Source organism: Acetobacterium sp. K1/6, assembly GCF_034438075.1.
Taxonomy (GTDB): domain Bacteria; phylum Bacillota; class Clostridia; order Eubacteriales; family Eubacteriaceae; genus Acetobacterium; species Acetobacterium carbinolicum.
In genome coordinates, this window is the sequence record NZ_JAXQGA010000007.1 from 1 (window position 1) to 13,023 (window position 13,023).

The 13,023-nt window shown below is 44.0% G+C and carries 13 protein-coding genes and 1 pseudogene; 9 read left to right on the forward strand and 5 right to left on the reverse strand.

All coding sequences use genetic code 11. The annotated features are described in order from the left end of the window. The first annotated feature begins 97 nt into the window (after positions 1 to 97). Positions 98 to 541, forward strand: a pseudogene (locus U2P91_RS07695) (transposase). Between the two features lie 335 nt (positions 542 to 876). Here U2P91_RS07695 and tnpC read toward each other — a convergent pair. The 4 genes from tnpC to U2P91_RS07715 all read right to left on the reverse strand — a co-directional run bounded on the left by tnpC (position 877) and on the right by U2P91_RS07715 (position 3,813). After that, a complete protein-coding gene (gene tnpC / locus U2P91_RS07700; protein WP_322519375.1) occupies positions 877 to 2,499 on the reverse strand; it encodes an IS66 family transposase in 1,623 nt (540 codons plus the stop codon). A gap of 139 nt (positions 2,500 to 2,638) precedes the next feature. Next, positions 2,639 to 3,010, reverse strand: coding sequence for an IS66 family insertion sequence element accessory protein TnpB (gene tnpB / locus U2P91_RS07705; RefSeq protein WP_322519376.1), 372 nt, complete (start codon positions 3,008 to 3,010; stop codon positions 2,639 to 2,641). Beyond that, positions 3,010 to 3,339 carry an IS66 family insertion sequence element accessory protein TnpA gene (gene tnpA, locus U2P91_RS07710; RefSeq protein WP_322519377.1) on the reverse strand — a complete coding sequence of 110 codons (330 nt, stop codon included), beginning with the start codon at positions 3,337 to 3,339 and terminating at the stop codon, positions 3,010 to 3,012. The genes tnpB and tnpA overlap by 1 nt, the downstream gene beginning before the upstream one ends. 105 nt (positions 3,340 to 3,444) lie before the next feature. After that, positions 3,445 to 3,813, reverse strand: coding sequence for an FAD-dependent oxidoreductase (locus U2P91_RS07715; protein ID WP_322519445.1), 369 nt, complete (start codon positions 3,811 to 3,813; stop codon positions 3,445 to 3,447). Between U2P91_RS07715 and U2P91_RS07720 the strand changes: the two genes are divergently transcribed. From U2P91_RS07720 to U2P91_RS07730, 3 genes are read left to right on the forward strand one after another with little or no spacing between them, the layout of a single operon-like run. Continuing rightward, positions 3,700 to 4,332, forward strand: a complete 633-nt coding sequence (locus U2P91_RS07720) for a 4Fe-4S binding protein (protein WP_322519447.1) — start codon at positions 3,700 to 3,702, stop codon at positions 4,330 to 4,332. The two genes, U2P91_RS07715 and U2P91_RS07720, sit on opposite strands and share 114 nt — an antisense overlap. Beyond that, complete coding sequence (locus tag U2P91_RS07725; protein ID WP_322519378.1) at positions 4,322 to 4,693, forward strand: hypothetical protein; 372 nt, start codon at positions 4,322 to 4,324, stop codon at positions 4,691 to 4,693. Before U2P91_RS07720 ends, U2P91_RS07725 begins: the two co-directional genes overlap by 11 nt. Before the next feature lie 43 nt (positions 4,694 to 4,736). Beyond that, positions 4,737 to 6,395, forward strand: coding sequence for a DUF362 domain-containing protein (locus tag U2P91_RS07730; RefSeq protein ID WP_322519379.1), 1,659 nt, complete (start codon positions 4,737 to 4,739; stop codon positions 6,393 to 6,395). Positions 6,396 to 6,405: 10 nt separating this feature from the next. Here U2P91_RS07730 and U2P91_RS07735 read toward each other — a convergent pair whose 3' ends face one another. Next, positions 6,406 to 7,881 (reverse strand): helix-turn-helix domain-containing protein, encoded by a 1,476-nt coding sequence (locus U2P91_RS07735; protein ID WP_322519380.1) that lies wholly within the window; start codon positions 7,879 to 7,881, stop codon positions 6,406 to 6,408. A gap of 292 nt (positions 7,882 to 8,173) precedes the next feature. Between U2P91_RS07735 and U2P91_RS07740 the strand changes: the two genes are divergently transcribed. From U2P91_RS07740 to lpdA, 5 genes are all read left to right on the forward strand, one after another. Further along, complete coding sequence (locus U2P91_RS07740) at positions 8,174 to 9,613, forward strand: FAD-binding oxidoreductase (RefSeq protein WP_186841313.1); 1,440 nt, start codon at positions 8,174 to 8,176, stop codon at positions 9,611 to 9,613. Between the two features lie 17 nt (positions 9,614 to 9,630). Next, on the forward strand, positions 9,631 to 10,800 hold the full coding sequence (locus U2P91_RS07745; protein WP_186841312.1) for a (Fe-S)-binding protein: 1,170 nt from the start codon (positions 9,631 to 9,633) through the stop codon (positions 10,798 to 10,800). Between the two features lie 18 nt (positions 10,801 to 10,818). After that, a complete protein-coding gene (gene gcvH / locus U2P91_RS07750; RefSeq protein ID WP_322519381.1) occupies positions 10,819 to 11,226 on the forward strand; it encodes a glycine cleavage system protein GcvH in 408 nt (135 codons plus the stop codon). Between the two features lie 207 nt (positions 11,227 to 11,433). Continuing rightward, the gene (locus tag U2P91_RS07755; protein ID WP_322519382.1) at positions 11,434 to 11,625 is read left to right on the forward strand and encodes a hypothetical protein; all 192 of its coding nucleotides are present in this window, start codon (positions 11,434 to 11,436) and stop codon (positions 11,623 to 11,625) included. Beyond that, positions 11,616 to 12,995, forward strand: a complete 1,380-nt coding sequence (lpdA, locus tag U2P91_RS07760; RefSeq protein ID WP_322519383.1) for a dihydrolipoyl dehydrogenase — start codon at positions 11,616 to 11,618, stop codon at positions 12,993 to 12,995. The genes U2P91_RS07755 and lpdA overlap by 10 nt, the downstream gene beginning before the upstream one ends. Positions 12,996 to 13,023 lie beyond the last annotated feature (28 nt).

Consider the following 13,023-nt stretch of genomic DNA (forward strand, 5'->3'; position numbering starts at 1 on the left):
GCGATGATGGCTGGCTATTCTATAGGGGCTTGGAAAATTCCTTGCGCGTTTTGACTGAACTATTATTGACAATTCCAAAAGGATTATGTTGTCTTTGATGAAATACTACGACTGTTACATCTGTCTAAACGATCAGGTTCTGAAATACAGCACGTCCAATCGGGAGGAATACCGTGAGTATAAAAGTGATCCTGAAATCTGTCCCCACTGTCCAGACCTGAAAAAGTGTACACAGAGCAAAAATTATACAAAAGTTGTCACCCGGCATGTGTGGGCGGATTATCTGGAATAGTGCGAAGATATCTGGCATACAACCGGACGCAAAGAAGAATACAAACTGCGTAAAGAAACCATCGAACGGGTCTTTGGCTCAGCCAAGGAACACCACGGGATGCGCTATATACAGTATGTCGGGAAGACCCGAGTTGCCATGCAGGTCGGGCTGACTTTGGCATGCCTGAATATGGAAAAACTGGTAAATCTGCTGTACCGGAAACTGAAAGCATCTTGTGATAAACGTTGTGTACAAACTATAGTTTAGAACCCTTTAAAAGCAGGGTTTAAAGCCAACAAATAATAGCCTGCCTCAATCGAGAGCAGGCTATTATAAAAAGGTAGGTTGAAAGAACATATTTAAGCCATATTTCGTCTACCGTATTGATTTTGTGGCATTTCTTACGATAAGAAATATGTCAGGTATGTAGGTTAGGTTTTTATGCATTACAACCAGCAAGGAAACCTTCTCGGCATGCTTTTACACCATTAGCATCACCGATAATCTGTACTTTTGCTTTGTCTTTTAATGTATCATAGGTAAGTGCTTCAAAAGATGACGTATAGCAAGTTTGATCCAAACCTGCTATACTGATGACATCATTATTTGAGGCACTTTTTATAGTTATGATTGAGTCTGCAAACCTCGGGTAATTCCTGAGACCATGGCAGGTATTTTTCAAGTACTTCCGGCTGTTGCAGGTAGTCGCTGTTGGGGATTTCTGTCAGAAGGTAATTCAGATATTCGTAGACATCAAGCTCATTGGCCCGGGCGGATTCCACCAGCGTGTAGAGAACCGCATTGGCGGTGGCACCTTTTGGTGAATCGGCAAAAAGCCAGGCACGACGTCCAGTTGCAAAAGGCCTGATGCTGGCCTCACAGAGATTATTGGAGATGGGAAGACGTCCGTCTTCCAGGAAGGTTTCCAGATATTTCTTCTGGTTTCTGGAATAGTTCAGAGCCGCTGTCAGCTTTTCATTCGTCGTTGGAATGGCCGCAGTTTCGTCAACCCACGACCAAAAGGCATCCAGGATGGGGCGTGACCTTTCCAGAAGCTTTTCTCTGATCTCCTCATAGGAAAGATCTTTTATTTCGTTCTCAACTTTAAAAAGCAGGTCGATGTAGGCCCGGCCTTCGGCGCCCTTTGAACCCGGGATTTCTTTCCCATTGCTGGTCAAGGGAATGCTGTCGATATAATAACGGCGACAGTGCGACCAACATAAGTTGCGCCGGATATTCTCGACTTTTTCATAAGCGGAATAGGCATCGGTCGTTAAATAGCCATCGAACCCGGAAAGCAGCTGCCTGGCGATCTCCCCTTTGCGTCTTGGGGAATAATGAAAGAAAACGGCTTGGATATTCTCGCATGCCGCACTGCGGATCACCCACATATAGGATTCGCTGTTGGCTTTCCTGCCTTCCTCCCGGTGACACTGAATCCGTGTCTCATCCATATGCAGCACCTCACAGGTGCGCAGTTCGGTATGAATGCGTTCATAAACCGGGGTCAGCCATTCTTCGCTGCAGCGGTTCGTCCAGTTCGCCATATTTGATCGGGATAGAATAAGCCCTAACCGATACCAGTCTTTTTCCTGACGGGCAAAGGGCATCCCCATGGCAAACTTCTGGTACATGACCTGAGCCACCAGTGACGGCGTGGCAATGGAATGCGGGAGTACTGGTACCGGTACGGCGGCTTTCTGAAGATGATCCTTGGGATTCTCACTGCCTGCTTTGCCGCACTGGGTGCATTTTGCAATCTGCTGGATAATCTGCTTCACCTTCAGTTTTGGCGGTTCATAGGTCACTTCGGTTCGGACGATCCGTTTGCCGATAACCTTCAGTTCTCCACCACATTTAAAACAGTTCTCATCCGGTGGAATGATGTACTCTTCAATCTCCTTCGGAAGACCGGCAAGCATTTCCTGACGCACTCCGGGTTGGCGGGCTTTCCTGGTATGACTGGGGACGGTTATTTTCTGCTGCTCGCTGAACAGTTCTTTCGCAAGTTCCTGCGTTTTTTCAAATAGGGATAGTTGTCCATCCAGGTTTTTCGATGTTTCAGTGGAGGAACCAAACAGTTTCTTTCTGGCCTGAAGCAACGCCTGCACCATATTTTCAATTCGGATATTCTGTTTGGCAATGATTTCGTCTTTGGCGGCCAGTTCTTCTTTCTGTTTTCCCACCAGCGCCCGGAGTATTAGCAGTTCTTCTTGTCCCGTCATCCGTATCCATTCCTTTGCTTTTTATTGGTACTATTATACCATTTTTAGCGTCAGAATGCTACATTAATTGGTAATATAAAACCTTGAAAACGCCTTTTTAAAGCCATTCCAAAAATTTATTTACGCTTTTTTGAAGCGGTTAAAAGCAGCTGTTCTCAAGCGTCATCGACACCGGCTGAAGGGCTTTTTTCTGCTCGATTTCAAGCCCTTGAAGCAACCACTGAACCTGCTGGCCGGTTATTTCTCTGACTTCCGAAGGTGTTCTGGGCCACTGAAATTTCATGCCATTCAGCAGCTTCTTGCTGGCTAGAATGAAGCCATTGCCGTCGTAACGTAAAACTTTAAGGGCGTTTCTTTTTCGGTTGCAGAAGATAAAGGCACATTTGACAGAGAATGGATCCAGCTTGAATTCCGTATTAACAACGACGGCCAGACCATCCATCTGCTTTCTGAAGTCAGTGGCTCCACATGCAATATAAATATGGGTTGTGTCTTTGATAAACCGATCCATCATGTCTGCGAAAGTTGACGGATAAACTGCGTTGCGAGGGCGATATCATTGTGATCCGACAGAATCAGCTCAAAACCCCGCCATCTGATAATCAGTCCCGCCTTCGTTATTCTCTCATCAGAAGCTGTCGGCATTTCCAGTTTCGCAAACAGTGGCGTTGCAGTATTTTTTTCTATTGACTCCGTTTTTTCTTTTCGAATCCGCTGCTTCCAATAATAGTAGGTATATTTGCTAAGCTGCTTTTGGGTACACCAGGCGTCGACGGTCATTCCGCTGTTTACCTGTTCTTCAAAACGCTCTTCCCAAAGCTGTCTTTTTGATTCGTCCATTGTATCCTTAACCTCCTGTAAGTTCTTTTAGGTTAGTCTACAATAATTCGATATGCTTTGCACTACGCCATCTTTTGAATCGCTTACGTATCATAGAGTGATTTTTCAGGTAAATAACCAAATAGCCAGTACAATTGTTTCACAAGAAAGCTTCTCTAATTCGCCATTAACTTCTACAACAACACCATCATCTTGAATTTCTACAACCTTAGTATCTGTCATCAGATTGATTTTAAGCTCATCTAATAATTTGTAAAGTTCAATTCTTCTGGTATATTCTTCATCAACTGCTATATCGGATTTTATCTCAATAACCGTGACTTGACGATTATTAAAATCAAGTCGTTTGGTCATTGCAAGATGTGTAGCAGTCTCACCACCTATCATTCCGCCACCGCAAACAACGGTATTTTTTCCAGCCTGAACTTTACCGGTAAGAATATCAGATGCCAGAACAACATTTTGTTTATTAATTCCAGGAATTTTGGGAATTATGGTGCGGATATTTACCTGGATCTGGGCATGGAGTTTGAAGAAATCACCGCTGATGAAGCCAAAGATATACTGGATGAAATGCATACTCGCGGATATGTTCATCAGGCGCTGTACATGTTTGATGCCGGAGCGGGCCTCTTTGTTATGTGCAATTGTGATGATGACGTATGCAGTTGTGTAAAGGGCGTTCGGTTAACGGGGACGGGTATTGGAAAAGGACCGGAGATTTGCAATCAGGATCCAGCGAAATGTTTAGGCATCGAAAAATGCGGAAAATGTCTTGAACGCTGTCCATTTGGCGTCAATAAAGCAGATGGCGACACCGTTATTTTTGATCAAAGTAAGTGCATGAGATGTGAGCTTTGTGTGACCACCTGTGAAGGCGGGGCACGACAACCGGAGATCAGAGAAGATTACGAATATGAACACATTATGAGCAAAGTTCTGCTTTTAGCAGGAAAATACGGATATGAAAGGATGGTACCCTATGAAAGATAGAACAAAAAAAGCATTGAACAAAGGTATTTCACTTGGCGTTATTGTCGGCGCAGCCGCTTATGGAGCAGTGAAGAAAGATTGGAAACCCCTGGCAGCCGTTGCGGCCTTGCATGCTACAGAATACGCAATAGTGGGGCGTAAAATCGGTAAAGCAGCGGAAGTATCAGAACCGGAGGCAGTAGCTAATTGCATGCTTTTTGGAATTGCCTGGTGGCAACCGCTGCAGGAAGAAGTCAAAGACAAGATGAAAAAAGCACAAATTATGGCAGAATTAGAAAAGGAAGGCCTGCTTGTCGAAGATAAATTTAGAGACAAAGGCTGCGGCATCCGTTTTGTAAACGAAACCGAATCGAATGGATAAAAAGGCGAATAAGTAGAATAAGGAGAATAAGGAGAATAAGGATATGACCGCAAAAACGGAAAAAAGCTATGTCGTTGTGGAAGAAGCAAAACAGCTCAATTATTTAAATAATTATGTTGCTTTGCCAAAAGAATACGGAACCCCTGGTTATTATGGCCGGGAAGATGTTAAAGAAATCAGAAGAGTCGTGTTTTCAGCACTGTCCAAGCTTGATGAAAAAATCGATTTAAGAAAACAAATCAATGGCCGGCATGTCATTATCAAACCAAACCTCGTGGGTGTCTATCACAATATGGGATACAAAAATGCCGATATGCCCCAATCTACGGACCCCAGAGTATTTGAAGCGGTGGTGGATTATATCTCCCGATACACCAACCGGATCACCATTGCCGAGTCCTCAGGCGGAGCCATGGGAACGACATCCAATTTTAAAACAACCGGACTGGATCGGGTCGCTAAAAAATACCATACCGGCCTTGTTGCTTTTGAAAACCTGCCAATCGACCGCTACATTCTTCCAAAGGCAGAGGTTATGAAAGAAGTCTGCATTCCCCGCTTACTCAGTGAAATCGTCCGGGGCGAAGCTTATTATATTTCCGTACCCAAGATGAAAACCAATCTTTATACAGGCGTTACGCTGGGATTTAAAAATGCGATGGGAACCTTGCCAGTTAATATGCGTTACCGTAACCACAGCTATCAGATCGAAAAAAAATTAGTGGATCTTTTGTATCTGTTTAAACCGGATTTGACCGTTATTGATGGAATCGTCGGGGCCGAAGGCTTAACACCGGGCCCAGTTGATCCGGTCGACTCTAAAATGATTGTGGTCAGTAATAATTCCGTCGAAGCAGATCGACTGACGACGGATATGATGGGATTTGATTCTAAGGAAAATGTCCTCATCAAAGAAGCCGTTTCGAGAGGATATGGTGATCCCAAAACTGAGATCATTGGAACACCCAAGTATTTCAAATTCAGACCAGCAGATAAATCGCTTTTAAGTGAACGTTTTCGAAAGCATTTTCCCAATGTGAAGATGCTTGTTGGTGTGACTAAAAATGATACCATCCATCAAATTAACAGTATTGATGAGGTGACGCCTGAAATGGTCAGAGAAATGGAAGGGATGTGCAACGGTGGTTGCCGCCCGGCGATTGCTCAGGTTTTCGAAATGTATATATATAGTAAAAAGCCAGTTGACAAAAATTTCAAATTGGCCATTATCTATGGTGCCGGGGTGAAAATCGACGGGGTCACTTACTATTTTGATGGAGATGGTAAAGCTTACAATAAAAAAGATATCAATGAGTTGCAAATGAAAAAATATGCCATTGGTGAATGTGCCAGAGAGATGGAACCGTTTGCTGATCTGTTTACCGGTGGGTGTTGCGATATCGGGGCAGCTACGCTTGGTTTGCCGGGCGTAACCGGAATACCGCTTCCGGCAATGTCAATGGATAATAAAGGCTTGCCAGGGATGATGACGGCGATGGTGGAAACATACATAAACCGAAGAAAAATGCTGAACAATGGGGAATACTATGATGTGCCATATGAACCAAAAGATTTTGATAAGGTGTTTCCAGTTCCAAAATTAAGTGAAGAGGAAATGACAAAGGACTTTATCGAGTGGCCGTTGCCCCGGATGACAGATCAAATGAAAAAAGAAAAACTTAAAAATCTTAAATTAATGTAATGAGTAAGGTCTAAGCAGGATCATCCGCGTTTTTCATCATTCGATATGAAAGGACAATATGGGCCCGGACTTCATCATTAGTTAAATCGACATCTACTAACTCATTAATCTGATGCAGCCGATAAAGCAATGTATTTCGATGAACAAAAAGTTTGTCTGCGGACAGAGAAAGACTGCGTTCGTTTGATAAATAGACGTACAGCGTCAGTAAGAGCTGCGCGTTTTTTTTACGATCATAGTTGGCAAGGGTAATAACAGCAGGGTGAAAAAGCTGTGAAATATTAACCATATCCTCCAGTTGATCAAATAAGTATTCCCAAATATGATCGATACACAAACTAATACGGCTATTTTGATCACAGTATCGAATTGAAGTTTCAGTTTGCTTGAATTGAACAGAAAGCATATCCCAACGGGAAAAAGGCATTGAAACACCGCAAATAAAGGAAAGTTCATTGACTAATTGTTCGATTTGCACCTTTACTTCGGCAAAGTCGGATTCGCAGATCAGCATGAGGGGTCGTTCGTTCCAGATAAACATTTGCCCCCGTACTAATGAAGTTTTAAGCTCTCCGCAAAGTACCTCTGCTGTAAGTGAGCCCTCGCTATTCCAAAAGCTCAAGAGCAGAAAATGATCGCATTTTTCCCAGCCCAGTGTAACCAGTACCCAGTTCAGCTTTTCTGGATCGACTGTTTTTTTGTCGAGCAGATCACAGAACAATTCAGAAAGTGAGGTTGCCTCTTGAGGCGGGTTTATGCTTTCCAAGGCAGAAAGAAGCGTAGTAGCCAGAACACAGGTTGTATCGGTGACTGGTGTTTTACATTGCATGATCTGCAGATATAAATGGTAATCCAGCGGGCTATCCACCTTGCCAATGATGCACTTGAAGTCATTATCGGGAAATTCAAATATGGCAGTGGTATTTTTATGGGTAACGGTATAATAATTGGGTGAATTGCGCAAGGTCTGAACTGAAGACAATGGGAGCCTTCGTTTTTTTACAATATGGCTCCAGGCAGAACGAAAATAATCGTTTGCATAAGCTTTTGTAAAGGCAAAAACTTCGCCATGCCAGTTTGCAATAAAGGCAGGATTTTTAAAATAAGGTTCGGTAAGATCAAGCAGTTCCTGCATGTCGGCACCCCTATAAACCGCATTCATGAGCTGATTTTCATAGTTGCGATAATAGTCAAAGGCAGCTATGGCCAGATTGAGAATTTTAGGAAGGCATAATTCGTCGAGAATCAGAAACATATCGTCGGCAACACACATCACCAGCTTATTTTCTTCCGGCAAGGGTTGAAACGCTGCACCCAGCGATCCGGCCAATTCGCCACAGCGGCCGATAGTAAGGTAATTTGGCAAACATGCACCATCGAACAATCGAACACCGGCAAGCGGCGTATATTTTTTACCAGATTCCCGCAGTACGGCACAGCTTTGCGAAATAAACCGTTCCTTGATCATATCAACTGAAATATCCATCGTGGTATCCTTTACATTACTTGTGCGATGCGCACAATTTATCGAGATGCGGAGTGCGAATTGTTATTCACTCCGTACATTGTTATCGTTTTAACACTATGTATAATATAACTAGATGCATAGCAAAGTCAACAGCAATGTACAAATGTTTGGGTAGTTTAAAGTTATGTGAATAGGCGAATCGGTCCAGAAAGCCAGTGGGCAGAGTGTACAAAATTTCTGAATGGCCTGTTTTAACATAGAAGTACAACCGACATTTTCCAAAGAGTTGGCAGAATAGAGAGGAGATCTAATGAAACAAGAAACGAAAAGTGGTCATGAATTGAAAAACGCAATTGCGGCGATTGTCGGACCAAAATATGTGATTGATGATTATTTTGCACTGATTCCATATGCAAGAGATATTAGCGCATTTCCTGGCGTAATGCCTGGTATCGTCGTACGGCCGAAGTCTTCTGAAGAATTGGCGGAGATTGTGAAGCTGGCGAATCGTACCGGCTATCCGATTACAGTAAAAGGCGGCGGTCAGGCAGGCGGCGGTGTCACCAAAGGCGAGGCAACCCGGAATATCATGGTTGATATGGGTCGCATGGATGAGATCGAGGTTGATATTGAAAATTCAAGGGTAGTTGCCGGGGCTGGATCCCGTTTAAGTACCATCGATGATGCGCTGAGACCCTATGGTCATTTTATCAATACCGTCATTGGGCCTTATTACACAGCAACGGCTGGTGGGCTTACAAGTGGCATCGCTGGCGCCGGATTTGGTAAAAATGTGTCAACTTTGGGATGTAATTGGACCTTTGTACTGGGCTTAAAAGTCGTCCTTCCGAATGGCGATATTATTACAACAGGCGCCGGTCCGGATTCAAATGTAAATCGCGAAGACATCTATTTCAGAGAAGTAACCGGTCCTGATCTGACCGATTTGTTTGTTGGAAGTGGCGGCGCATTTGGATTGATCACTGAGGTGGTATATCGAACCCTGCCGATACCGAAGCATATGAAGGCGATCAGCTATGTAACGCCTTCCATGGAGGTTACCTGGGCGATTCAACTGGAGCTGAGTGCCAAAGAGCGCGTCCCCTACACCAACACCATTATGTTTGAAATGACAAACTACATGGTTAAGGCAATCGCTGATGGAATTGAAGGCTATGGAGCTATTTTTTATGCAGTGGAAGGCGATGATGAAGCTGATATCGACAGCAGAATCAAAGAGATTTCAGCAGTCTGTGAAAAGCATGGGGCCATTCATGGAAATGAAAAAATGGATCATTTTGCGATGACCGGCACAACCGGAACATTGGAAATGGTTCGGGATGTTCCGTCGAATTCCTGTCCGTTTATGACCTGGGAATCAATGTTCCCCCGTTCAAAATCGCTTGAATTCACAAAGGGCTTACAGGATGCGTTCAAAAGTGTTGAAGGCCATCGGGAAAATGCCACGGCGGCAGGTCTTTACCTGGTACCGATGGGACATATCTTCTTGACTGGCATAACCATCAGAAGTGGGTTTTCCACACCTGAAGCGGAAGAACATTTGCGAAAGACATGGCGTGTAGGAGAGGAATATATGCGAAAGGTTGGAACCTGTTCGACCTATTCACAAGGAACAAACTCAAACTTTATTGCTGAATCCTGGTCACCAAACCACTCTAAGATGATGAATTCAATCAAAAAAGTACTTGATCCGAAAAATATCATGTGTCCAGGGCTTTGGAATTTCTAAAAGAGGAGATATAAATCATGTTGGATAAATATAAAAAAATGGCATTTGGATGCAGTCGCTGCGGCATGTGCATTGTCGGAGAAGCGGGTTACATCTGTCCGATTCAGCAACATACTGGTGGATTTGATCAGTACGCAGCGCGGGGACGTAATCAAATTGCAAAAGCAATCCTGAATGGCGAATTGGAATACAGCGAAGAACTGATGGAAAGCACTTTCACCTGTCTTGGCTGCAACAGTTGTCATGAACAGTGTACACGAATGGATCCCTTAACCGGAGAAAAAAATATTATTGATGAAACCAAACTCACGAATGCATTAAGAGTCGACCTGGTGAAAGCCGGTTTTGGCCCGCCAGAAGCGCTAAAAAGTGTCGATGCCGGGGTGCAATCAAAACATAATGTATTTGGTGAACCCGTCGAAAAACGCACCAAATGGGCCGAAGGACTTGACTTACCAAAGCAAGGGGACACGGTTTATTTTGCGGGTTGCTATGCTTCTTACCGAAACACGAAAATTCCTAAAGCGACCGTCGCGGTGCTCAAAGCTGGTGGGGTTGATGTGGCGTACCTCGGTGAAGATGAATGGTGTTGCGGGGTTCCCCAATTAGCAGATGGTAATATCGGGCTGGCCGAAGAATTAATTCAGCATAATGTGGAAGCACTCAAAGCTGCTGGTGTTAAAAAAGTTATCACATCCTGTGCCGGTTGTTTCCATGCATTAAAAACAGAATACCCAGAAATTATTGGCAAACTTCCCTTTGAAATCGTTCATAGCAGTGAAGTGATTGCGGAACTGATTGATAATGGGAAAATTAGTCTTGATACCGAAATTGAAAAGACCTTTACCTATCATGATCCCTGCCATCTTGGGCGTCATGAAAATGTTTATGAACAACCACGAAAAGTGCTGAACGCAGTTAAAGGGGCAACCTTTGTTGAAATGCCAAGAAACAAAGCAAACGCCTGGTGTTGTGGTGGCGGTTCGGTGGTTTCAACAGCGTTCCCGGAAATATCAAATGAGATTGCCGCCGGCCGTGTCGCCGAAGCGAAAGGGACATCTGCAGAAACGATTGTTTCGACTTGTCCTTCCTGTGAAAATGGCCTGAATGCAGCAGCAAGAAAATCAAAAATTGAAGTAATCGATCTGTCTGTTCTGGTGGCCAATGCCATGGGTATACAGATTTAAGAAAGAGGTGTTGAAAATATGGCTGAAGAATATGAAGTAAGAGGAATACCTTCCTATACGAAAGAAGATACCTGGGCAAAAGTTATCGGCGACGGGGCGGTGAAGGTTGGTATTACTGATTACGCGCAGAAGATGCTCAGTGAAATTACTTATGTGGATCTTCCGGAAGTTGGGAGTGCGGTTGTGCAATTGGAGTCTTTTGGATCGGCTGAATCGTCCAAATCGGTTGCCGACATCTATTCCCCAATCAGCGGCATCGTTGCAGCAGTAAATCAAGATCTTGCTGATGATCCTGAGATGATTAACCGGGATCCCTATGACGCCGGCTGGATTATTGAGATCACACCATCAAACCTGGACGAAGAGCTTAAGAATTTGCTCAGCGCTGATGAATATAAAGCGCTGATCAAAGAAAAAACGAGTTAATTGGCGGTTAATTAAAGTCGGGGAAATAATCCGGATCTTTGTGAAGGAGATCCGGATAAATAAGTAAGTTTGATGACTTAAACCAGAAATTTAAAGATGAGGTTCGATAAATTAGAGAACTCAGTCTTTTTCTGGTTTGAGTCATTGTGCTGTATATGCCGATGTCCGGTTTTAGTCAGAAACCATTTAACAAACCAGGTCAGGTAAATGACGGGCATCAAAGCAATTGAATTAAGAATAACAGACAAAGAAAGGCGAAAGAGAATAATGAAAAATTCATTACTCAAAAAATTAGAAATAGGCCGATTTGCTGCAACGGCAGCCAAAGGCGCAGAAGCAAACGCACCAAAAAGCATCGGTATGGCCAGAGTACAACGGTTGGTGACGATATGCGGATAACAGTTATTGGAGCAGGCCCAGGCGGATATGAAGCGGCCATTATGGCGGCAAAACTTGGTGCTGAAGTGACGATTATTGAAAAAAATTCGCCCGGTGGAACGTGTTTAAATCGCGGCTGTATCCCGACAAAAGCGCTTTTGGCTACTTCCGACGCATTGGAAACCATTCATAATGCCAAAGCCTTCGGCATTAATGTGGAAGGCACGGTAGCCCCGGATTTTAAAGCGATTATGGAGCGTAAAGCCAAGGTGGTTAGTGGCCTGGTGAAGGGAATTGAATATCTTTTTAACGCAAACAATGTGACTATGATCAAAGGTACTGGAACGCTGGTAGATAAAAATACCGTCGCAGTATCAAAAGACGATGGAACAACGGTAACCATTAAAGCAGATAAGATTATTCTGGCGACAGGATCGGTACCAATTGTTCCGGCTCTGTTCCAATTTGATGGAAAAAAAGTCATCAGCAGTGATGAGGTGCTGGAGCTTCAGGCATTGCCAAAATCTATGATCATTGCAGGCGGCGGGGTCATTGGCTGTGAAATTGGTCAATTCCTCAGTCGCATGGGAACTCAGATTACGATTGTTGAGATGGCTGATCAGATTCTTCCATTAGAAGATGCTGAAACAGCCAAACAACTGGCGCGTCAATTTAAAAAAGATAAGCTAAAAGTCCTGACTGGTAATGGCATTGCCAGTGTTGAAGTGACTGAAACGGGTATACAAGCAAATCTTACCAATGGCAAATCGGTTGAAGCTGAATCAATGCTGGTTGCCATTGGACGTCGCAGTTACCTTGATAACCTGAATGCCCGGAGCATTGGTGTTGCTGTTGATGAACGCGGACGCATTAACGTTAACCATAAAATGGAAACAAATATCCCAGGCATTTATGCCATTGGTGACATCGTTGCGACACCATTGCTGGCACATGTTGCCGCTAAAGAAGGGATCGTCGCAGCTTACAATGCCGTAAAAGATGCCGGAAAAACAGTAGCATATCAAGCTGTACCCCGCTGTGTCTACACTGAACCGGAAGTGGCAGGGGTCGGTTTGACCGAACTGGAATGCGTAGCCCAGGGGATTGCCTATAAAGTCGGACAATTTGATTTCAGAGCCCTTGGCAAAGCGCAGGCAATGAGTAAAATTCAGGGGTTTGTTAAAATTATTGTTGATTCCAAAGACGTCATCATTGGTGCCGCGGTTGTCGGTGCTCATGCCACCGATCTCCTGGCAGAACTTTCGCTGGCAGTACACCTGGGATTGACGGCAGAACAGATTGGGGATTGCATTCATGCCCATCCAACGTTATCAGAAGCAATTATGGAAGCAGCGCATGATGTTCATGGGGTGTGTGTACACAAAGCCTGACCTTTAGTATTTAATTTTTTCTGGCAGT